Origin of the sequence: Methylobacterium sp. WL9 (assembly GCF_008040035.1) — a bacterium.
GTDB lineage: Bacteria > Pseudomonadota > Alphaproteobacteria > Rhizobiales > Beijerinckiaceae > Methylobacterium > Methylobacterium thuringiense.
In genome coordinates this window covers 22245-44320 of the sequence record NZ_VRVE01000018.1, presented here as the reverse complement: position 1 = coordinate 44320, position 22076 = coordinate 22245, and the positions used below count along the sequence as shown (strand labels likewise).

Below are 22076 nucleotides of genomic sequence, written 5' to 3'. Positions count from 1 at the left end.
GCTTGCAGGTCCGTCGCCCCCGACTCCCTCGATCCTGCCTGGAAGCGCCCATCCCATGCCGGCCGCCCTCGCCGCCACTCCCCATTCCGGTCCGGCCTCGGCCGCATCCGCGCCGATCCGCGTCCTGATCGCAGACGATTCGGCCGTGGTGCGCGGCCTCGTCGCGCGCTGGCTGGCGGAGGCCGGCTTTGAGGTCGTCGCCACCGCCTCGAACGGCCGCATCGCCCTCGACGCGCTGACGCGCCACGATCCCGACGTCGTACTTCTCGACATCGACATGCCGGAACTCGACGGCACGCAGGCGCTGCCGCTGATGCTGGCGCGCGTCCCCGGCCTCCAGATCGTGATGATGTCGACGCTGACGCAGCGCAACGCCGACATCTCCCTGAAATGCCTGGCGCTCGGCGCCGTCGACTACCTGCCGAAGCCCGAGAGCGGCCGGGGCGTCACCACCTCCGACGCCTTCCGCAGCGACCTGATCGAGCGGGTGCGGCTGTTCGGCGGCAAGCGCACGCGACGCGCGTCGTCGATCCCCACGAGCCTCGGTGCCACGCCGCTCGCGGCGCCGGCCGCACGCGCGGCCACGCCGATCGTGCTGCGGCAGAAACCACGAACGACGGTCGCCCCGCGCTGTCTCCTGATCGGCGCGTCCACGGGCGGCCCACGCGCTGTCGGAGACGTGCTGGAGAAGATCGGCGCCGCGACCCTGCGCAGCGTGCCCGTCCTGATCGTCCAGCACATGCCGCCGGTCTTCACCGCGGTCTTCGCCGAGCATCTCGGCGCCCGCGTCGGATTGCCGGCGGCCGAAGCGAAGGCGGACGAGCGCCTGCAAGCCGGCCGGATCTACGTGGCTCCGGGTGGCCGCCATATGGGCCTCGCCCGCGGCGAGCCGGTGATCCGGCTCGACGACGGGCCGGTGGTGAACTTCTGCCGGCCGGCCGTCGACGTGATGTTCTTCGATGCGGCGGCCGTGTTCGGGGCGGCGACCCTGAGCGTCGTGCTCACCGGCATGGGCGCCGACGGCACCGCCGGAGCCCGCGCCCTCGTCGAGGCCGGCGGCACCCTGCTGGCGCAGGACGAGGCCACGAGTACGGTCTGGGGCATGCCGGGCAGCATCGCCAAGGCCGGCCTCGCCCACGGCGTTCTGCCGCTGCCCGAGATCGGGCCGGCCCTCAAGGCGCACCTCATGGGGCAGGGACGATGAGCGACGTCGCCTTCGATTTCCTGCGGGTCTACCTCAAGGAGCGCTCGGGCCTCGCGCTGGGCCCCGAGAAACTCTACCTCATCGAGAGCCGCCTCGGCCCGGTCTGCCGCCGCTTCGGCCTCGCGAGCCTCGCCGACCTCTGCACGGCGCTGCGGATGCACCGTGCCGGAGTCGAGCAGGCGGTGGTGGAGGCGATGACCACCAACGAGACCTTCTTCTTCCGCGACCGCGTGCCGTTCGACATGTTCCGCGACGTGCTGCTGCCGCGCGCGATCACGGCCCGCGCCGGGACCCGGCGCCTGCGCATCTGGAGCGCCGCCTCGTCGAGCGGCCAGGAGCCGTACTCCCTGGCCATGCTGCTGCGCGAGGCCGCACCGCGGCTCGCCGGCTGGCATGTCGAGATCGTCGCCACCGACCTCTCGACGGAGATGCTGGAGAAGGCCAAGGCCGGCCTCTACAGCCATTTCGAGGTGCAGCGCGGCCTGCCGGCGCAGCTCCTCGTCAAGCACTTCACGCAGGTCGGAGACCGCTGGCGGATCGATCCGGGCCTCGGCGGCATGATCGATTTCCGTCAGCTCAACCTGCTGCAGCCCTTCGACCAGCTCGGCGCGTTCGACATCGTCTTCTGCCGCAACGTGCTGATCTATTTCGACATGGCGACGAAGAGCGACGTGCTGCACCGGATCGCGAAATCGCTCGCGCCCGACGGTGCCGTGCTGCTCGGCGCGGCCGAGACCGTGATCGGCCTCACCGACGCGCTCGTGCCGGACGGAGGCCATCGCGGGCTCTATCGCAAGGGCGTGGTGGCGAGCCCGGCGTTCCAGGCGGCCCCTCTGCGGGCGGCCGTCTGATACCGCCTCCGGTCGATCGGATCGGGTCGAGCCTCACATCCTATCCTCCTTGCCGTCCTCCTTGCGAGGAAGGGTAGGGGAGGCGGTGGCTCAGAAGCGGGCGCTGCGGTGCCGCTTGCACCACCCCCACCTCCGGCTCCTCCCCGCAAGGGGGAGGAGAGCGCTCGCATCGATCGATGCCGTTCCTTCGGGAACGGTATGACGGCTGGACGAATGTCGCCGCCTCCCGTTACCGCCGCGCCTTGTGGTGCAGCAGGTTGAGGATCAGCGCGGTCCAGCCGGTCTGGTGCGAGGCGCCGAGGCCGCGGCCGGTGTCGCCGTCGAAGAACTCGTGGAAGAGCAGGGCCTCGTCTTCGTCCTTGTCGGCGTGGCTGCGGTTCGCAGTGCCGAAGAACGGGCGGCGGCCGTCCTCACCCTTGGTGAAGAGTGCGATCAGCCGGTCTTCGAGGGCGTCCGCGATGGCCTCCAGCGTCCGTTCCTGCCCCGACCCGGTTGGATACTCCACCAGAAAGTCGTCGCCGTAATAGGTGTGGAAGCGGCGCAGAGCCTCCACGATCAGGTAGTTCATCGGCATCCAGACCGGCCCGCGCCAGTTCGAGTTGCCGCCGAACATGTTCGAGGTGGAATCCGCCGGGTCGTAGCGCACGCTGAAAGAAGCGCCGAAGGCTTCGAGGTGGAAAGGCGCATCCTTGTGCGCCTTCGAGAGCGAGCGGATGCCGTAATCCGAGAGGAATTCGGCCTCGTCGAGCATGCGCTTGAGGAGCGCCTTCATGCGATGGCCGCGCAGCAGCGAGAGCAGCTTGCGGTCCCCGGCGCCGCCCTCGTCCCAGCGGGAAACGAGCTGGGCGAGGTGCGGGCGGTTCTCCAGCACCCAGTTCATCCGGCGGGCGAAGTCCGGCAGCCGCTGCAGCATCTTCGGATCGATCACCTCGACGGCGAAGAGCGGCACCAGCCCGACCATGGAGCGCACGCGCAGCGGCAGCATGACGCCGCCGGGCATGTCGACCTCGTCGTAGAAGAACGCGTCCTGCTCGTCCCAGAGACCGAAACCCTCGCCGCCCATGTCGGTCATCGCCTCGGCGATGCCGAGGAAGTGCTCGAAGAACTTCGAGGCGGTGCTCTCGTAGACGTCGTTGTGGAGCGCGAGTTCGAGGGCGATGCGCATCATGTTCAGCGCGTACATCGCCATCCAGGCGGTGCCGTCGGCCTGATGCACCACGCCGAAACCGGGCGGCGGACGCGAGCGGTCGAACACGCCGACATTGTCGAGGCCCAAAAAGCCGCCCTGGAAGACGTTTCGGCCGTCGGCGTCCTTGCGGTTCACCCACCAGGTGAAGTTGATCAGGAGCTTGTGGAACACGCCTTCGAGGAAGGCGATGTCGCCGCGGCCGCCGCGCCGGTCCCGGTCGATCTCGAAGACCCGGAACGTCGCCCAGGCATGGACCGGCGGGTTGGTGTCGCCGAGCTCCCATTCGTAGGCGGGGAGCTGGCCGTTCGGATGCATGTACCATTCGCGGGTGAGGAGCAGCAGCTGGCTCTTGGCGAAGTCGGGATCGAGCAGCGCCAGCGGCAGGCAGTGGAAGGCGAGGTCCCAGGCGGCGAACCAGGGGTATTCCCAGGCGTCCGGCATCGAGAGCACGTCGGCGGCGGCAAAGTTCTTCCAGATGGCGTTGCGGCCGTGCCGGCGGTCCGGGGGCGGGGCCGGCTGGAGCGGGTCGCCCATCAGCCAGGTTCGCACGTCGTAGCGGTAGAGCTGCTTCGTCCAGATCAGCCCGGCCGCCGCCTGCCGGAAGATGCGCTGGCGATCGACGCAGACGATGCCGTCCTGAAGCGTGTCGTAGAAGGCATCCGCCTCCTCGACCCGCTGCCGAGTGAGGGCGCCCTGTCCGTCGACGAGGCGGGGCCGCGTGCCGGCATAGAGCCGCAGGCGCACCACGGCCCGCGCGCCGGGCTCCAGGGTGAAGCGGTAGTGCAGGCCGAGCTTCGTGCCTTTCGTCGCCGAGACTGCCTCGCGGTCGCCCCGGACGATGGCCGCGTCGAGCCCGTCCTTGAACGGACCCGGCGCATCGGGCCGGCCGCCATGCAGGCGCAGGTTGGTCTCGTTCTCGCAGAACAGCAGCTCCGGTTCGCCGTCGAAGGACAGACGGTAGGAGCCGAGCCGGGAATGGTTGCAGGCGACCCGCCCGTCGGCCCCCATTTCGAGCCAGGGCTTCCAGGCGATGGCGCCGTCGCGCCAGCCCCAGGTGTTGCGGAACCAGAGCTGCGGCACGAGGTGCAGCTCGGCCGTCTCGGCGCCGCGGTTCACCGCGGTCACGGTCATGTGGATGTCGTCGGCATCCTCCTTCGCGTACTCGACGGTGACCGCGAAGAAGCGGTCCTGATCGAAGGTGCCGGTGTCCTCGATCTCGTATTCCGGCTCGTCGCGCCGCCGCCGCCAGCTCTCGTTCCTGAGGTCGTCGTAGGGGAAGGGCCCGTGCGGATACTTATAGAGATACTTGAGATAGGCGTGGCTCGGGACGGCATCGAGGTAATGGTAGACCTCCTTGACGTCCTCGCCGTGGTTCCCCTCCTCGTTGGTGACGCCGTAGAGCCGCTCCTTCAGGATGCGGTCGCGCCCGTTCCAGAGGCAGAGCGACAGGTTGAGCAGGCCGTGGTCGTCGCTGAGGCCCGCGATGCCGTCCTCGCCCCAGCGATAAGCCCGCGAGCGCGCATCCTCATGCGTCAGGGAGCGCCAGGCGTTGCCGTCGGCGCTGTAATCCTCGCGGACCGTCCCCCATTGCCGCTCGCTGAGATACGGGCCCCAGAGCGACCAGGCGCGCTCGCAGCGCCCCTGCTCGGCAATGCGGCGCCGCTCGGCCCACCGGTCGATGTCGCTCAAATCCACCTCGTGAGCCGGCGCGTGCCCGCACGCCCGGCGATCCCTCGCGCCAGGATGCGTCGCCCGTCCGGGCCGCCGCAGCGCGCCGCGGCCCATGCATCTTCAGCGCCAAGCTGGGGCAGGGTGAGGTTGGAGGTGAGCCGCTACACCAAGGCGGCCGGCATCGGCTTGGCCAGCGCGACCTGCAGGAGCGCCGCCTTGTCGACGTCGAGCGCCGCTGCGATCTCGACGAGCGCGCGGTCCTCGATCGGGCTGATGCCCTCCTGGTCGGCGACGTCGGCGGCGATCAGGAAGACGTCGTGCCGCTGCTGCAGCGGCCGCTCGATGATGGCCGCGATGCGGCGCAGGTTCTCGACCCGTCCGGCGCGGGTCCTGGCGCGGGCGACGCCGTCGTAGAGTTCGCTCTCCAGCATCAGGGCGTCGTAGCCCTTCTCCAGGATCGGGTTGGAGGTCATGCCCTGGATCGCCGCGTCGAACTCGTCGCCCGACATCTCGCCGTCGGCGACGATGACGTTGGCCGCCGCCGAGACCGACGCCTGCATCAGCGGCTCGTCGCCGGCATAGGCCGCCACGCTCAGGTTGAACCGGCTGAGCATGCTGTGCAGCAGGCTCATGTGCGTGGCTCCCGAGCCTGACGGCTCGCGAGCGGTCCGCCGCATGGGCGGCGGCGCGCCGTCGCGCTTGCCGCCGGCCGGAGGCCGCAACAACCGGCGTGTACGACCGTCGGATTCATGCCCTCAGGCCCGCCGCGCCCCGCGAACCGCCGAGGCTGACCCGCTTCGAGGGCAGGATCCGGCTCCCGAAGGTCTGCACGACCGGGTTGCGGCGCGATTGCTCGAACAGCACGTTGCCGATCAGGCCGCAGGCGCGCCGGAGCGTCGAGCCCTCGCAGCCCGCCGCGATCTTCAGCCCGAGCCCGTGGGTGTGGCTGCGCCCGTAGAGATAGACCGCGAGCCGCGCCCGCGTCGGCTCGGCGATCGCGTCGAGCATCTCGTCGAGCTGTTCCTGGTCGGCCCGGTAGAGGGCGCCGAGCAGTTCCAGGGGGACCGGACACATGTCCTCGTTCAGTACTGACGTCACGAGCCGTCTCCGCGTTTCTGCTGGATCACGCCGCGTTTCGATCGAATCGATCAAACCGCAAAAAACGCAATCGATTCAAAAGTTTAGAGCAGGCTTCGCGCGAAAGGTCGTTGCCGCTTCTTCGCAGCCTGCTCTAAGCGCTGAGCATCGGTCGCTTATGGTTTCCAGAGCGTAAACGCGGCCGCCGATGCGGACGTGGCGGATTGGCACGGCCTATTCGGCGGCTTTCAGGACACGCCGGCCCGACGGGGCCTTGGCGGAGGCAGGCGCCGCCTGGGCCAGATCGAGGGCCGCCTGCAGTGCATCGCTCAGCGAGGTCACGAGCAGGTCGGCCGAGGTGGCGCGGCGGAGGCGGTCCAGCGAGGCCGGATCGCGCTCGCGCCAGAACCCGACGAGGATCTTCACGCCGGGGATGGCGCGGCGGGTCTGGCGGATGGTGAGGCGGATCTGCGACAGGCTGATCGGATCGAGATAGGAGAAGCAGACCATGGCGATGCCCTGGTCGCGCACATCGGCCTCGGTCAGCCCCTTGGACGGCCGGGCGCGGGCGCCGATCCCATGCCGTGCCAGGATCTGGCTCAGCATCAGCGTCGCCGTCTCATCGAACACGCCGCGGCTCGACACGCAGAGCACTGGCGCGGTCCCGCGCCAATTCGGCCCGAGATCGTCGGGCTTCAGTACGACCATGGCGGCCTTCGGGTCCGGCCCGACGAGGGCCAGCGTCGCCGCCGCCTCGGCGCCGACGGAGCTCCGGGTCCAGCTGCGGCGCGGCTGGCCGAGGCGGTCGACGACGGTGCGAAAGCTCTCGCCGAGCTTCATCTGCCGGGAGCGGTCGAGGGTGCCGCGCGCGAGATCCGCCTCGGCGAGACGCAGGCCCGCCAGCACGACCTCGTCGTAATAGGTGATGAGCGCCCGCTCCTTCAGGAACTGCCGGCCCTGCTCGATCGCTTCGGCCGGGTCGCCGGCCAGCATGCGCTGGTAGAACGTCTCCGGCGGGTCGAGCGCCGGCCCGTCGCCGAGCAGCACGTCGAGGAACCAGAGCCGTTCGACGTGCCGCCCGAGCACGACGAGGCAGACGGTCAGCGGCGTCGCCAGCACCAGCCCGATCGGCCCCCACAGGAAGGTCCAGATCGTCGCCGCCATGATCACGGCGATCGGCGAGAGGCCGGTCGAATGGCCGTAGAGCAGCGGTTCGAGCACGTGGCCGGCAATCGGCTCGACGACCACGAACAGCACCGCCACCGCGATCACCATCGACCAGCCCGGATCGATCGCCACTGCCACGCCGAGGGGCAGCACGGCGCCGATCGCCGCACCGATATACGGCACGAAGCGGAGCAGCCCGGCGATGACGCCGAACAGGATCGGGCTCGGCAGGCCGATCAGCCAGAGCCCGACGCCGATCACCACGCCGAAGGCGACGTTGAGGGCGAGCTGGGCGAGGAAGAACCGGCTGAGCCGGGCGGTGGCGTCGTCGATCGCGGCGGTGGTCCGGCGCAGGTCGCTCGACCCGGCGAGCCGGATCGCCCGGTTCCGCAAGTCTTCGCGCTGGAGCAGGATGAACACGGTGAAGAGCAGGATCAAGCCGGTGGTCGCCAGCGGATGCAGGATGTCGCCCGCCACGCTCGACAGCGTGGTCAGCACGCTGGTGCGCGCGGGCTGGACCTCGACCTGCATCGGCCGCTGCAGCGTGCCGATCTCGGCGCTCTCGGGGGCCGTCGTCGCGGCGGGCTGCAGCGCCTTGCCGATGTCGTCGGCCATGTCGAACAGGCCGGAGAAGGTCGCGGACAGCCCGTTCTCCTGGCCGGTCGCGGCGCGGAGGGCCGTCATCTTCTCGCGCAGCGTCATCGAGTAGCGCGGCAGGTCGGCGGCGAGCTGTCCGGCCTCGCGGGCGATCAGCGAGCCGATCGCGCCGAGGAGGCCGAAGGTCAGCAGCACGACGATCAGCACCGCAGGGGCCCGCGGCACGCGCAGGCCCCGCAGGCCGCGCACCGCCGGCAGCAGGACGAAGCTGAGCAGGATCGCCAGCGCGATCGGCACCAGGATTGACCGGCCGAGATAGAGCGCGCTCGCCAGCGTCACCACGATCAGCAGCGACGCCAGCATGATGATCGTCGGAAGCGCCCGCCGCAGCAGCCGCGTCGTGACGGGATCGTCGGTCATGACTGGCTACCCCACAGCGGCGTCGCGCCCCCGGCGCTCAAGCGGCGGTGCCGATGGCCGCCGCGATCTGGCTGAGCAGCCTGGAAAAATCGATGGGCTTGGGGTGGTAGTCGTCGCAGCCGGCCTGGATCGCCTTGTCGCGGTCGCCGGACATGGCATGCGCGGTGAGCGCGATGATCGGGATGCCGCGCGTGTCGGCCGCGGCCTTGAGCGCGCGCGCCGCCGACCAGCCGTCGAGCACGGGCAGGTTCATGTCGAGCAGGATCACGTCGGGCTGCGAGGCCCGCGCCTGCTGCACCCCGGCCTCCCCATCGTGAGACAGGATCACCTCGTAGCCCCGGCGCCTGAGACGCCGGGACAGGAAATCCCAGATCTCCTCGTGGTCTTCCACCAGCAAGATCTTGCCCGACACGCCGCCATCCCTCTTCTCACGCACCGGCCCAACGCGCGCCGCAGCATTACGGTCGCAATTGGCTCGCCATCCGTTGCAGGCCGGCTATGTCGGTGGCGGTGCCGGATGGATCCGGTAGCGCCACGCGGCTGCGTGCGGTCTATGGGCGGATGGGAGCGACGTGTCGCGATATGGCGTTGGGTGTGGCGGTGCAACAGGATGAGGCCCCGGATCGGGAGACAACCCGCGTCGATGCGCTTCTGTCGCTGATCGGCGGGCTCCATGGCGCCCCGTTCACGTCGGCCGAGCCGGCGGCCCTGGCGCGGCTGCGTCTCGGCAAGGACGATCTGGCGGCGCGGCTCGACCCGGCCGCTCCCGCGCCGGGCTGGTGGGCGGCGGACACCGGCGGCCTCGACATCGCCGGAGCCGACCTCTCGGAGGCCGATCTCGAAGAGACCGACCTGTCTGGGGCGAACCTGAGGAAGGCGACGCTGAAGGGCGCCCTCGGGCGCTCCGCCCGGTTCGATGGGGCGAACCTTGAGGAAGCCGATCTCTCGGGGGCCGATCTCAGCGGCGCGCGCTTCGGACGGATCGCCGCCGGCCAGGCGAGTTTTTGCGACGCCATGCTCGAGGACGCCGATTTCGGCGGCGCGACCATGCGCTTCGCCAAGCTCAACCGCGCGCTCCTCGATGGCGCGCGCTTCGTCGAAGCCGACCTCTGGGGCGCCGATGTCTCAGGGGCGGATGCCGACTACACGGTGTTTCGCGGCGCGCGGCTCGACGAGGCGAATTTCAGCGACGTGAACCTGACCCATGCCGATTTCGAGGGCGCGAGCCTGAAGAAGACCCGGTTCGTCGGCTCGCGGTTGCGCGGCGCGAACCTGTCCGGGGCGAAGCTCGACGGCGCGGATCTCTCGGAAGCCGACCTCGCCGACACGACGCTGGTGCGGCTCGACCTCTCAACCTGCCGGCTGCGCCACGCGCGCTTCGCCGGGGCCTGGCTGGAGGGCACGCGCTTTCGGGTGGAGCAGCTCGGCGGGGCGGTCGGCGAAGAGATCGCCGGCGAGTACGAGGCGGCGCAGGCGAGCTATCTCGCGCTGGAGCGCAACCTCAAGAGCATCGGTAGCCACGACGGCGCGAGCTGGGCCTACAAACGCCAGCGCCGCATGGGCCGGCGCCATGCCGGCTCGCAGGCGCGGGAGGCCTGGGAGGGGCGCGACGGCCGCGGGCTCCTGCGCTTCGGCTACCGCTGGCTCGCCGACCGCTTCGTCGAATGGCTCTGCGACTACGGCGAGAGCCTGTCGCGGATCGCGCGGGCCTTCGCCATCGCCATCGGATTGTTCGCGGCGGGCTACTGGCTCACCGGCGGCCTGCTGCTGGAAGGGCCCGAGCACCGGCCGACCTACAACGTGATCGACCTCGTGAGCTACAGCGCCCTCAACATGCTGACGGCCAACCCGCCGGAGATCGGCCTGAAGCCGATGGGGCGGGTGACGAACCTGCTGGTCGGCATCGAGGGCGCGCTCGGCATCGTCCTGCTCGGCCTGTTCGGCTTCGTGCTCGGCAACAGGCTGCGGCGGTGATGGCGCCTGACCACGACCGCCGCCAGATCACACGCAACATCACAATGAGAGAGGGGACGCAGTCGTGACAGCGGAACCCAACGATCCGAAACCCGACCTCGCGCCGAGCGAGGCCGACTTCCGCAACCTCGCGGATGCGATGCCGCAATTCGCCTGGATCGCGGAGCCGGATGGCAGCCTCGTCTGGTACAACCGGCGCTGGTACGACTACACCGGCACTACGCCCGAGGCGATGCAGGGCGCGGGCTGGCGCAAGGTCCACCATCCCGACCACCTGGAGCGCGCTGCCAACACCTTCGCGCGCTCGATCGCCCGTGGCGAACCGTGGGAGGACACCTTTCCGCTGCGCGCCGCCGATGGCAGCTACCGCTGGTTCCTGTCGCTGGCCGTGCCGGTGCGCGACGCGGATGGCGGGATCCGGCGCTGGTACGGCACCAACACCGATATCACCGAGACTCGCGAGGCCGAGGAACGCCTTCGTTTGTCGGAGGAGCGTTTCCGCGCCCTGATCGACGCCTCGGCCGCCGTGATCTGGAACACCAACGCGCAGGGCGAATTGCTGCCGCCGCAGCCGCGCTGGGCCGCCTATACCGGCCAGACCGAGGAGGCCTACCAGGGCTGGGGCTGGATCGAGGCCGTGCATCCGGACGACCGGGCGCGGGCGGCCGAAGTCTGGGCGAATTGCGTCGAAAGCGTACAGCCCTACGCGATCGACTACCGCCTGCTCCGCCACGACGGGGAATGGCGCGACCTCGAGGTCCGCGGCGTGCCGGTGCTCGCCATGGACGGCAGCATCCGTGAATGGGTCGGCATCAACATCGACATCACAGCCCGCAAGGAGGCCGAGGCCGAATCCGAGCGCGCCCGCGCCGCGGCCGAGGCCGCCAACCTCGCCAAGAGCCAGTTCCTGGCCAACATGAGCCACGAACTGCGTACGCCGCTCTCGGCCGTGATCGGCTATTCCGAGATGTTGGCCGAGGAACTCGAAGACCTCGACCAGCCGGGCCTGCTGCCGGACCTGCGCAAGATCGAGGCGTCGGCCCGGCACCTGCTCGGCATGATCAACGACGTGCTCGATATCTCGAAGATCGAGGCCGGGCGCATGACGCTCTCGGCCGAGACCTTCGCCGTCGACGCCCTGATCGAGGACGTCACCGCGGCGACGCAATCGCTCATCGCCAAGAAGCGCAACAGCTTCGGCCTCGATCTCGCCCCCGATCTCGGCGCGATGCACCAGGACCAGCTCAAGCTGCGCCAGGCGCTGATCAACCTGATCGGCAATGCCGCGAAGTTCACCGAGGACGGCCGGATCACGCTGAAGGCCGAACGCTACAGCGACGCCGACGCCGACTGGCTGCAATTCTCCGTGACCGACAGCGGCATCGGGCTGACCGAGGAACAGATGGGGCGGCTGTTCGAGCGCTTCGCCCAGGCCGACGAATCCACCACGCGCCAGTTCGGCGGCTCGGGCTTAGGTCTCGCCATCACCCGCGCCTTCTGCGAGCGCATGGGCGGCGCGATCGGCGTCGAGAGCACCTTCGGCGAGGGCGCGACCTTCACGATCCGCGTGCCCGTGACGCTGGCCTCCGAAGAAGAGGAGGCGCAGGCCGCGAGCGTGACCGAGCTCGTGCGCCGGATCACCGCCGAGGAGAACGCCCACCAGGACGTGGTGCTCCTCGTCGACGATGACCCCTCCGCCCGCGAACTGCTGCAGCGCTTCCTCGAACGCGAGGGGTTCCGCGTCCGCACCGCCAACGACGGACGCGCCGGGCTGACGCTGGCGCGCGCGCTGAAGCCCCGGGCGATCCTGCTCGACATCGAGATGCCGCGCATGGACGGCTGGGCCGTGCTGCACGCCATCCGCACCGACCCGGAGATCGCCGACACGCCGGTGATCATCACCAGCGTCGTCAACGAGATGAGCCTCGCCCACGTCCTCGGCGCCACCGACTATCTCGTGAAGCCGATCGACTGGAACGCCCTGAAGGACACGATGGAGCGCTACCGCCCCGCCGGTCGCGACGGCAGCGTGCTCCTCGTCGACGACGACGCCGACGCCCGCGAGCGCCTGCGCCGCACATTGACCCGCGAAGGCTGGCAGGTGCGCGAGGCCGAGAACGGATCCGTCGCCCTGGAGCGCCTCGACGAGGCCCGCCCGAGCCTGATCCTGCTCGACCTGATGATGCCGGTGATGGACGGCTTCGCCTTCCTGCGGGCGCTGCGCGGCCGCCCCGACGGCGACGTGCCCGTGGTGGTGCTCACCGCCAAGGAGATCACCCGGGAGGAGAAGGCCAGCCTCGACGACCAGGCCGACCGCCTCATCATCAAGGGCTCGCTCAGCCTCGCCGACATCGGCCGCCAGCTCCGCGACCTCTACGACCGCCAGGGCACCCCGCCGGTCTCGGACGACCTCAAAGGGGTGCTGGACCGGATCGGACCGTAGCCGGGCTCAGAACGGGTAGGCGGTCACGAGGAAACGCCGGGTCTCTCCCAACGGCCGATGCCAGACCGAGCGGATCCGCCAAGTCGAGCCGTCCGGCATGATCATGGGGCCTTCGTAGACGAACTTGGTGCCGAAACCGGTGGCCTGTTCGCCGGCGAGGTGGCTCGGTCGGGCATGAGCGAACAGCGACGCCAGGAAGAGGTCCGGCACGTCCGATCCGAAGCCGTGGGCAAGGAAGAACTTGGCTTTGCCACCGCCTTCGGGGTGCTCGGTATTCAGCAGGTAGTCGCCGATCTTGGGATCGGCGATCGTCAGGCCGGGCGTCCCGTCGTCGGACTCGGGCACGGGAAAGCTCAGACCGCCTGCAAGGCGTCGGCCCGCAAGGTGCAGTTGCCCACGACGGGGCGCGCGAACTCGACCTCGTAGGCTTTGCCGCCGCCGTAGACGGCGACGATCGTCCCACGCGAACCGGCCGGCACCGGCCGGCCGTCGTCGGTCTCGACGGGGCGCAGGGTCTCGACGACGCTCAGCTCGGCAAAGAGCGGGTGGTTCGGGTGCGGATCCTGGAACTGGTGCATCGTCTCGTAGGACATGCCCGACTTTCGCGCGCCGCTCGCATGCGCGCAAGTAGGCGATGGTCTCGGCGATGGCGCTCGGGCGCCATCCGAAACCGGTAAGACTACTCCCCCGGCGTCCAGTCGATGTTCGGGCGCTGCGCCAGCATCCGGTCGAAGTATCCGGCGACCGCCTGCGCGCCCTCGGAGTGCATCATCGCCACCGGATGCGCGAGGTAGGCGCGGGCGAGGTCGACCGGGATCCGGCCCGCCTGGAGCGCGCCCAGAACCTCGTCGATGAAGGCATCGTTGGCCTCGTTGAAATCGCTCGACAGCTTCTTGCGGTCGTTGAGTGCCTTGATCGCCATGCCGTGATCCTCTTGCGTCGCAACGAAACGAATGCCGGTCGGCCTCACGGCACGGCGGAAACGAAAAAGGCCGCCCAGCGGCGGCCTCAACATCGTTCGTCTCGACTAAGAGAAACTGGAGCGGGCGAAGGGATTCGAACCCTCGACCCCAACCTTGGCAAGGTTGTGCTCTACCCCTGAGCTACACCCGCTCGCAGCAGGTCCGCGGTGACTGGCGGACCCGAACGGCGCTCTCTAAACACCATTCCGCCGGGCGTTGCAAGCCACGTTTCGGCGGCTTCGGATCATTTGTTTTGCCCGGCAGAACAGCGCCGGACGGCCTGAAAAATCGTGCCGCTCCGAAGGCCTCCGGCCGTCGGCGAGCGCGGCTGTGCGCCGCCGCCTATGCCGCGTACGGCCCGTGAGGCGTCGGCTTCATGGGCCGGCAGGACGTCACTTCCCCATCGCGAAAAACCGCGAGAGCAGCCAGAGCGGCACCACCACCACGGCGCCGGCCAGGATCCAGCGGCCGAAATCGTGGAAGGTCTCGAGGCCGAGATCGATCAGGGCGCGGCCGGCATCGTAGAGGCGCCAGAACAGCAGGCCGGGGGTGAGGCCGAGCATGGCCATCGCCGCGCCGACGAGGACGGAGAGGAACAACAGCTTCAGGAAGACCGCCGTCGGCGAGCCGCCGAGGAAGCGGCGCAGGCCGGAACGCCGCCGCCCGTAGGCGCGCGGATCGCCGACCTCGGGCAGATCCTGGTAGGGCGTGGCCCGGCTGCGTCGATCCTGGTCGCCGATCATGCCTCGTGTCCCGTCTCGTACCCTGAAAGCGAAGAGGTATGCGCCCGGCCGCGATTCTCAACGCCGCCGCATCGCGGGCGCGGAGCCGCCGTGGGCCTCTCTCACGAAACGCCCGCTGCGGTGGCCAGAGGAAAGACCACCGCTCGTTGGGAGCCTTGTGAGCCGCACCGAGCGTGGCCCGCGCGACACAGCGCCGGGAAACCGCGCATCGGCCAGAGCGTTACGACTTTTCGCGGACCCGTACGAGATGCAACCCGGAACGGGCGGGTCCAATTCGATACGATCGAGAGGCGCAGCCCGCGCGCCGGTCTCGACCGGGGAACCTCCATGATCGATCACGCCTTGTTCGACCCGGCGACGATCGACCCGGAGACCCGGCGGATCAACGCGGAGATCCGCGCCGACCAGGCCGCCCAGCCCGACCCGTGGTCGATGCCGATCGCCGAGGCGCGGGCGCTCCGGGCCAAGGGCTCGAAGGCGTTTCCGCTGCTGCCGCGCTCGTCGCGCGCCGAGACCATCACCATCGACGGGCCGGCCGGCCCGATCGACCTCCGGGTCATCCGCCCGCAGGGCAAGATGGCGGGCAGGGCGGTTGGCAAGCCGCGCGGCGCCTACCTGCACCTCCACAGCGGCGGCTGGGTATTCGGCGCCTCCGACGAGCAGGACCCCTGGTTGGAGCGCATCGCCGACACCTGCGGCTTCGTCTGCCTGTCGGTGGGCTACCGGCTCGCGCCCGAGCACCTCTATCCGGCCGCCCTCGAGGATTGCGAGGCGGCTGCGCTCTGGCTCGCCGGCCCCGGCAAGGCAGCGCTGAACGTCTCGGCGCTCACCATCGGCGGCGAGTCGGTCGGGGCGCATCTCGCGGTCTCGACGCTGCTGCGCCTGCGCGACCACCACAAGCAGCCCCGCGCCTTCCGCGGCGCCAACCTGAACTGCGGCTTCTTCGATCTCGGCCTGACGCCGAGCGTGCGCGCCTGGGGCGAGGAGCGCCTCGTCAACAACACCCGAGACCTGAAAACCTTCGCCGACGGCTTCTGCGGCGGCGAAGTCGACCGCCGCCAGCCCGACGTCTCGCCGCTCTACGCCGACCTCAAGGGCCTGCCGCCGGCGCTGTTCTCCGTCGGCACCTGCGACGCTCTCCTCGACGACACGCTCTACATGTCCGCTCGCTGGGCCGCGGCCGGCAACGGCGGCCACACCGCGATCTATCCCGGCGGCTGCCACGTCTTCATCCGCCATCCGGGACCGCTCACCGAGCGGGCTCAGGAATTGAGCGAGCGGTTTTTGATGGCGCTGGCGTGATCGCGTTTTCGACGACGTCGGGCATCGCCCGTCCGTAGGCCTTCAGGACCTGGAACACGTGCATGCCCGCCTCGATGTCGGCGGCGCTCACGTCCCCGAAGACCGTTTCCCGCAGTTGTCTCAGGTCGGCTTCGATCTGGACGTAGACCGCCTGACCGGCAGCGGTGAGGCTGAGCACCTTGGCGCGGCGGTCGGTCGGGTCACCGAACGGGCGCAGGACTTGAGCGAGCGGTTCGCGCTGGCGTAACGCGCCGCAACGCGCCAGCCCGCGCTACAACCGCTTAAATCTCAATGAAATCATGGATTTAATAAAAACAAAAATCTATTCTTTCGAAGACAATTAGTATCTTGTTAACTATACGATAGTCATAAATGTCGTGCGTTTCCCGAAAGGTTTGACCATGGCACTTCCGCGAATTCTTCAGGCGAAACCTCGTCCCGTCTCACCCGCAACCGTCCGCGCCATCGACTATGCAGCCGTGATGGATTTCCTTCCCGTCAACGTGCTGCTGCTCGACCCGATTACCGCCGAGATCACCTACGCGAACCGCTACAGCGTCCAGACGCTCCAGGGATTGCGCGAGCATCTTCCCGCCACCGTCGATCCGATGGCGATGGTCGGATCGTCCATGGACGTGTTTCACAAGAACCCGGCCCATCAACGCGCGATCGTCGGCAACCCCGATCGCCTACCCTGGCGCACCAAGATCCGCCTCGGCCCGAAGACCCTCGATCTGCACGTCACGGCCGTCCGCTCCACGTCGGGGGACTATCTTGCCGCCCTGCTGACCTGGGCCGACGTCACCTCGCTGGCCGACGCCATCGGGCGCTTCGATTCCACGATGACGGCGGCCGTCGCCGAGGCCGAGCAGGCCACCAGCTCCATGCGCAGCGCGGCCGACGCGGCCCTCGACACGACGCGCCAGACGGCGGGTTCGGCCTCGGCGGCGAGCGCCGGCGCCGCCGAAACCGTTGCGACGGTCCAGTCGGTCGCCGCCGCGGTGGAGGAGCTCAACGCCTCGAATGCCGAGATCATGCGGCAGATGAGCGCCAGCAACCGCGCCACCGGCGAGGCGGTCGAGGAAGCACGGCGCGCCCGCGAGCGGGTCCAGACCCTCTCGACGGCGTCCCACACCATCGGCGAAGTGGTCGGCATGATCAGCAAGATCGCCGCGCAGACCAATCTTCTGGCGCTCAACGCCACCATCGAGGCGGCCCGGGCCGGCGAGGCCGGTCGCGGCTTCGCCGTGGTGGCCTCCGAGGTCAAGGCTCTGGCCGGGCAGACCGCGAAGGCCACCGCCGACATCGCGCATCAGGTCGGCCTGATCCAGGACGCGACGAACCAGACCTCGGCCGTGATGGACCGGATCGGCACCGTGATCGACGGCATCAACCAGACCGCGACCGCCGTCGCCGTCACCGCGGAAGAGCAGGCCGCGGCTGCAGGCGAGATCGGGCGGAGCGCGCGGATCGCCGCCGGCCTCACGGCGAAGGTCGGCAGCAGCATCGAGGCCGTGGCGCTCACGGCGGCGCAATCCTCGCACTCGGCGGAAACCTCGCTGTCGGCCACCGATCGGATCGAGCGGCAGATGAACGACATCGTGGGTGCGGTCTCGGTGTTCCTGACGGAAGTCCGGAAGATCTGATAGCGTAGGCCGACACGCCTGTGCCGCATGCCCACGGCTGGAGAGCATGCCGGGTCCGTCCACGTCCCCCAGCACGTCCACGACACGACGGCGCGTCGCGGCCGGCCCGCTGCCGCCCGCCTTCGCGGCGTGGTTCGCCGCCCGCGGCTGGGAGCCGCGGGCGCATCAGCTCGACTTGCTCGCCACCGCACGCGCCGGCCGCTCGGCCCTGCTCGTCGCCCCCACGGGCGCCGGCAAGACGCTCGCCGGCTTCCTGCCGAGCCTCGTCGGCCTCTCCGAGGCGGGCCCTCGCAGGAAGCCGAGGCTGCACACGCTCTACGTCTCGCCGCTGAAGGCGCTGGCCGTCGACATCGCGCGCAATCTCGATGCGCCCGTCACCGGGATGGGCCTCGACATCCGTGTCGAGACCCGCACCGGCGACACCCCGGCCCACAAGCGCACCCGGCAGATCGCGAAACCGCCGGACATCCTGCTGACGACGCCCGAGCAGCTCTCGCTGCTGCTGGCGCACCGCGAGGCGGCGGAGTTGCTCGGCGGCCTCCGGCACATCGTGCTCGACGAGCTGCACGCCCTCGTCACCTCCAAGCGCGGCGACCTGCTCTCACTGGCTCTGGCCCGGCTGCACCGGCTGAGCCCGGAGGCGACCACGATCGGGCTCTCGGCGACGGTGCGCGAGCCGGACGCGCTGCGGCGCTATCTGGTGGCGCAGAGCGCCTCAGACGCGCTCTCCTCCCCCCTGTGGGGAGGCGTTGGAGGTGGGGGTGTTGCAGGCGGCACCACAACGCTCGATCCTGCACCACCCCCACCCCTGACCCCTCCCCACAGGGGGGAGGGGAATGGCCCGGCCATGGCCGACCTCATCGTCGTGCAGGGCAGCGCCAAGGCCGACCTGCACATGCTCGATACCGGCCTGACCCTGCCGCTCGCCGGCCACACCGCCTGGCAGTCGATGCCGGCGATCTATCAGTTGATCCGCAAGCACCGCACGGTGCTTGTCTTCGTCAATACCCGGCTCCAGGCCGAATACACCTTCCAGGAGCTCTGGCGGCTCAACGACGACACACTGCCGATCGCGATCCATCACGGCTCCCTCGACGCCGCCCAGCGCCGCCGGGTCGAGGCGGCGATGGCGGCGGGCCAACTGCGCGCCATCGTCTGCACGGCGACGCTCGATCTCGGCATCGACTGGGGCGACGTCGACCTCGTCGTGAATATCGGTGCGCCGAAGGGCGCGAGCCGGATCATGCAGCGGATCGGCCGCGCCAACCACCGCATGGACGAGCCCTCGAAAGCCTATCTCGTGCCCGGCAACCGCTTCGAGATGCTCGAATGCCGCGCCGCCCTCGACGCTGTCGAGGAGGCCGCGCAGGACACGCCGGACGCGCGCCTCGGCGGCCTCGACGTGCTCGCCCAGCACGTCCTCGGCATGGCCTGCGCCGACGCCTTCGACCCGGTCGACCTCTACGACGAGATCGTCTCGGCCGCGCCCTACGAGGGGCTGACTTGGGAGGCCTTCGAAGGCGTCGTCGACTACGTCGCCACCGGCGGCTACGCGCTGCGTGCCTACGAGCGCTTCGCAAAAATTCTTCGCGGGACCGACGGGAAATGGCGGGTGCGCGATGCGCGCACGGCCCAGCAATACCGCATGAATGTCGGCACCATCGTCGAATCGGCCCGCATCAAGGTCCGGATGACCCGGCATCTTCGCGGCAAACCCGGCACGGTGGTTCCGAAGTCTGGTCGCGTGCTCGGCGAGATCGAGGAAGAGTTCGGCGAGACGCTGACGGTGGGCGACACCTTCCTCTTCGCCGGCGAGATCCTGCGCTTCGAAGGGCTGGCGGAAGACGAATGCCTCGTCACCCGCGCCAAGGGCGCCGAGGACCCGGCGATCCCCTCCTATGCCGGCTCGAAATTCCCGCTCTCGACGTTTCTCGCCGCACGGGTGCGGGCGATCATCGCCGACCCATTCGAATGGGACCGGCTGCCGCCGCAGCTCGCGAAGTATCTGCTGCAGCAGCGCAAGCACTCCGTCCTGCCGGGCGAGAAGGACCTGCTGGTCGAGACCTTTCCGCGCGGCAACCGCTTCTACCTCACCGCCTTCCCGTTCGAGGGCCGGCTCGCGCACCAGACCCTCGGGATGCTGCTGACCCGCCGGCTGGAACGGGCCGGGCTGCGGCCGCTGGGCTTCGCCGCCAACGACTACGGCATCGCGATCTGGACGAGCCGGGACGTCAGCGAACGCATCGCCATGGCGCCGGGCTTCACCGCGGCCCTGTTCGACGAGGACATGCTCGGCGACGACCTCGAAGCCTGGCTCGACGAATCCGCGATGATGAAGCGGACGTTTCGCCAATGCGCGGTCATCGCCGGCCTCATCGAACGCCGGTTCCCAGGTCAGAAAAAGACCGGACGGCAGGTCACGATCTCGACCGACCTGATCTACGACGTACTGCGCAAGCACCAGCCGGATCACCTGCTGCTCACCGCGGCGCGGCAGGATGCGGCAACCGGACTCCTCGACGTGGCCCGCCTCGGCATGATGCTGAGGCGCATCAAGGGGCGAATCACCCACAAGGCACTCGACCGCGTCTCGCCGCTCTCCGTGTCCGTCATGCTCGAGATCGGGCGCGAGCGGGTCTACGGGGAGGGGGCCGACGAGATTCTGGCCGAGGCCGAAGCGGAGCTTCTCGGAGAGGCTCTGGCGTGAGCGGCGCGTCCCTGGCGTCGGCAGAGGACTGCCGTTGGATGTTGCTTTCGCATCACCTTTCTCCGCGGGCCAAAGGTCATGGCGCGGGGCGATGCATGGATGAGGACGAAATCTTGGCGCTCGGCCTGAGACTCGAAAAGACCACCAAGGCGGCGGGCCTGATGCTCGCCGGCGAAGCCCTCACCCTCGACCGCTCCGGGGCGCTCTGGCTGGCGGCGCACCGCACCCTCGTCGTCTCCGACCTGCACCTGGAGAAGGGCTCGTCCTTCGCCGTGCGCTCGGGCCAGTTCCTGCCGCCCTACGACACCCGCGAGACCCTGGCCTGCCTGCACGAGGTGATCTGCAGGCTCGATCCGGCCTGCGTCGTCGCGCTCGGCGATTCCTTCCACGATGCCCGCGGACCGGAGCGGCTGGAGCCGGGCGACCGCGCCATGGTCGCCGCCCTCCAGGAGGGCCGCGACTGGATCTGGATCGCCGGGAACCACGACGCGAAGGTCAGCGAAGGCGTGGGCGGCCGCTATGCCGGGACCCTGGCGATCGGCGGCCTAACGCTGCGGCACGAGCCCGCGGCCGATGGGGGCGAAGGCGAGATCGCCGGCCATCTCCATCCCTGCGGCAAGGTCACCATGCGCGGCCGCTCCGTGCGCCGCCGCTGCTTCGTCACGGACGAACGCCGCCTCGTCATGCCGGCCTTCGGCGCCTTCACCGGTGGGCTCAACGTCCGCGCCGCGGCCTTCGAGCCGCTGTTTCCGAAGGGTTTTACGGCCCACCTCCTCGGCGACGGGCGGGTGTTCGCGATCGGCCGCAACATGCTGGGGAAGGATTAGACCGCTCCCGGTCGATCCGCTCCCTCGGAACGTCCTTTGCCCGGATCACCGTCCGCTTCGCTGCAGGCGTCCAGGAAAGGGCCGTGGCATCGAACGGATCGATCGGAAGCGGTATCACGCGTTCAGCTCGGCGAGCTGCACGGCGATCCTACGGCGGATGCCGGGACTGGTCCCGGCGGCCCGCAGGGCGAGGTTGCGCAGACCGGAGCTCAGCGGGCCGGTCAGTGAGGCGATGCGGGTCATCCGGTCCGTCATCCGCACCACGGCCTCGGCCACCGGCCGGCGTTCGCGCTCGTAGGCGTCGAGGGCGCCGGGCCGGCCGTCGCGGATCGTCTCGGCCAGCAGCTCCGCGAGCCTGAGGGCATCCTGGATACCGGTGTTCATGCCCTGGCCGCCGGCCGGGCTGTGGACATGGGCAGCGTCGCCCGCGAGCAGGAACGGTCCGTCGCGATAGCGGGCGGCGACGCCGTGGTGGACGCGGAAGCGCGACGACCAGATCAGCCGCTCGAACCGCGCGCCCTTCGGACCGCGTGCACGGGCGATGGCGTTGAGCGCGTCGAGGGACGGATGCTCCGGGGCCTCGTCGCAGGTCGCGACGATCCGCAGATGCCCCGGGCCGAAGGGCGCCGCCACCATCAGCCCGGCCGCGTCGAGATAGAGCGCGATCACGTCCGGCGGCAGCGGCCAGTGTCCCTCGACATCGCCGAGGATGAAGGACTGCGCGTAGGTGCCGTGCGCGAACGGGATCCTTGCAGCCTCGCGCACGGTGCTGTGGAAGCCGTCCGTGCCGATCACCCATCGGGCCCGCACGACGCGGACGGCGCCGTCGTCGCTGCGCACGGCGACGGTCGCGCCGACATCGCCCCGCTCGATTCCGACGACCTCGCTGCACCAGTTCACGGCCGCTCCGCCCTCGGCGAGCCGCTCCCGCAGGATCGCCTCGGTGCGGTCCTGCGGCACGATCAGGCCGTAGGGATAGGCGGTCTCCAAGCCGCCGAGATCGATCGTCAGGAGGCGCTCGTCGCCCGCGCACAGGGCGAAGGTGGGAACGGGATTGCCGGCGGCGACGAGACGGGCGCTCACCCCGACCGTCTCCAGGCGCTCCAGCGTGCGGGCGTGGACGACGGCGGCGCGCGAGGTGTTCTGGCCCTCGGCGAGCCGATCGCAGAGGACGAACGGAACGCCCTTCACGGACAGGCCGATCGCCAGGGCGAGGCCGGCCGGGCCGGCTCCGCAGACGAAGACCTCGGTTTGCGTGGGAAGGGACATGATCGACCTCCGTTCGCGGCTTGCGAG

The 22076-nt window shown here is 69.7% G+C and carries 19 protein-coding genes and 1 tRNA gene; 9 read left to right on the top strand and 11 right to left on the bottom strand.

Translation table 11 applies throughout. The features are described from left to right. Positions 1 to 55 precede the first annotated feature (55 nt). Together FV217_RS08710 and FV217_RS08705 are read left to right on the top strand one after the other, a co-directional pair. Complete coding sequence (locus tag FV217_RS08710; protein ID WP_147816797.1) at positions 56 to 1204, top strand: chemotaxis response regulator protein-glutamate methylesterase; 1149 nt, start codon at positions 56 to 58, stop codon at positions 1202 to 1204. Then, entirely contained in the window at positions 1201 to 2055 is an 855-nt protein-coding gene (locus FV217_RS08705; protein ID WP_147816796.1) for a protein-glutamate O-methyltransferase CheR, read from the top strand. Before FV217_RS08710 ends, FV217_RS08705 begins: the two co-directional genes overlap by 4 nt. 229 nt (positions 2056 to 2284) lie before the next feature. On the opposite strand, the gene FV217_RS08700 is transcribed toward FV217_RS08705, so the two are convergent. The 5 genes from FV217_RS08700 to FV217_RS08680 form a co-directional block, all read right to left on the bottom strand. After that, the gene (locus FV217_RS08700) at positions 2285 to 4933 is read right to left on the bottom strand and encodes a glucosidase (protein WP_147816795.1); all 2649 of its coding nucleotides are present in this window, start codon (positions 4931 to 4933) and stop codon (positions 2285 to 2287) included. Between the two features lie 143 nt (positions 4934 to 5076). Further along, positions 5077 to 5547, bottom strand: coding sequence for a tellurite resistance TerB family protein (locus FV217_RS08695; protein ID WP_147816794.1), 471 nt, complete (start codon positions 5545 to 5547; stop codon positions 5077 to 5079). 115 nt (positions 5548 to 5662) lie between these two features. Next, on the bottom strand, positions 5663 to 6013 hold the full coding sequence (locus FV217_RS08690) for a hypothetical protein (RefSeq protein WP_238231865.1): 351 nt from the start codon (positions 6011 to 6013) through the stop codon (positions 5663 to 5665). A gap of 213 nt (positions 6014 to 6226) precedes the next feature. Next, entirely contained in the window at positions 6227 to 8176 is a 1950-nt protein-coding gene (locus FV217_RS08685) for an AI-2E family transporter (protein WP_147816793.1), read from the bottom strand. Between the two features lie 37 nt (positions 8177 to 8213). Next, positions 8214 to 8588: a response regulator gene (locus FV217_RS08680; protein ID WP_147816792.1), complete on the bottom strand. Its 375-nt coding sequence runs from the start codon at positions 8586 to 8588 to the stop codon at positions 8214 to 8216. Between the two features lie 188 nt (positions 8589 to 8776). Between FV217_RS08680 and FV217_RS08675 the strand changes: the two genes are divergently transcribed. Both FV217_RS08675 and FV217_RS08670 read left to right on the top strand, forming a co-directional pair. Next, positions 8777 to 10150: a pentapeptide repeat-containing protein gene (locus tag FV217_RS08675; protein WP_147816791.1), complete on the top strand. Its 1374-nt coding sequence runs from the start codon at positions 8777 to 8779 to the stop codon at positions 10148 to 10150. 64 nt (positions 10151 to 10214) lie between these two features. Next, complete coding sequence (locus FV217_RS08670) at positions 10215 to 12593, top strand: PAS domain-containing hybrid sensor histidine kinase/response regulator (RefSeq protein ID WP_238231868.1); 2379 nt, start codon at positions 10215 to 10217, stop codon at positions 12591 to 12593. Positions 12594 to 12599: 6 nt separating this feature from the next. On the opposite strand, the gene FV217_RS08665 is transcribed toward FV217_RS08670, so the two are convergent. From FV217_RS08665 to FV217_RS08645, 5 genes are all read right to left on the bottom strand, one after another. After that, on the bottom strand, positions 12600 to 12938 hold the full coding sequence (locus FV217_RS08665; RefSeq protein WP_147816790.1) for a DUF6883 domain-containing protein: 339 nt from the start codon (positions 12936 to 12938) through the stop codon (positions 12600 to 12602). A gap of 8 nt (positions 12939 to 12946) precedes the next feature. Next, positions 12947 to 13186 (bottom strand): DUF4926 domain-containing protein, encoded by a 240-nt coding sequence (locus FV217_RS08660; protein ID WP_238231870.1) that lies wholly within the window; start codon positions 13184 to 13186, stop codon positions 12947 to 12949. 86 nt (positions 13187 to 13272) lie between these two features. After that, positions 13273 to 13515, bottom strand: a complete 243-nt coding sequence (locus FV217_RS08655) for a hypothetical protein (RefSeq protein WP_147816789.1) — start codon at positions 13513 to 13515, stop codon at positions 13273 to 13275. A gap of 116 nt (positions 13516 to 13631) precedes the next feature. Beyond that, positions 13632 to 13706: transfer RNA gene (locus FV217_RS08650), tRNA-Gly, on the bottom strand. Positions 13707 to 13947: 241 nt separating this feature from the next. Further along, positions 13948 to 14298 carry a DUF6460 domain-containing protein gene (locus tag FV217_RS08645; RefSeq protein ID WP_147816788.1) on the bottom strand — a complete coding sequence of 117 codons (351 nt, stop codon included), beginning with the start codon at positions 14296 to 14298 and terminating at the stop codon, positions 13948 to 13950. A 327-nt stretch (positions 14299 to 14625) separates the two neighbouring features. Here FV217_RS08645 and FV217_RS08640 point away from each other — a divergent pair, with 327 nt between their 5' ends. The 5 genes from FV217_RS08640 (at position 14626) to pdeM (ending at position 20780) form a co-directional block, all read left to right on the top strand. After that, complete coding sequence (locus tag FV217_RS08640) at positions 14626 to 15600, top strand: alpha/beta hydrolase (protein ID WP_147816787.1); 975 nt, start codon at positions 14626 to 14628, stop codon at positions 15598 to 15600. Between the two features lie 58 nt (positions 15601 to 15658). Next, a complete protein-coding gene (locus FV217_RS22805; protein WP_187272485.1) occupies positions 15659 to 15847 on the top strand; it encodes a hypothetical protein in 189 nt (62 codons plus the stop codon). A gap of 235 nt (positions 15848 to 16082) precedes the next feature. Then, positions 16083 to 17246 (top strand): methyl-accepting chemotaxis protein, encoded by a 1164-nt coding sequence (locus FV217_RS08630; protein ID WP_238231872.1) that lies wholly within the window; start codon positions 16083 to 16085, stop codon positions 17244 to 17246. Between the two features lie 46 nt (positions 17247 to 17292). Then, positions 17293 to 19953, top strand: coding sequence for a ligase-associated DNA damage response DEXH box helicase (locus tag FV217_RS08625; RefSeq protein WP_147816785.1), 2661 nt, complete (start codon positions 17293 to 17295; stop codon positions 19951 to 19953). A 113-nt stretch (positions 19954 to 20066) separates the two neighbouring features. Continuing rightward, positions 20067 to 20780 carry a ligase-associated DNA damage response endonuclease PdeM gene (gene pdeM, locus FV217_RS08620; protein ID WP_147816805.1) on the top strand — a complete coding sequence of 238 codons (714 nt, stop codon included), beginning with the start codon at positions 20067 to 20069 and terminating at the stop codon, positions 20778 to 20780. Between the two features lie 114 nt (positions 20781 to 20894). Here pdeM and FV217_RS08615 read toward each other — a convergent pair whose 3' ends face one another. Next, positions 20895 to 22049: an FAD-dependent monooxygenase gene (locus FV217_RS08615; RefSeq protein ID WP_147816784.1), complete on the bottom strand. Its 1155-nt coding sequence runs from the start codon at positions 22047 to 22049 to the stop codon at positions 20895 to 20897. Between the last annotated feature and the right edge of the window lie 27 nt (positions 22050 to 22076).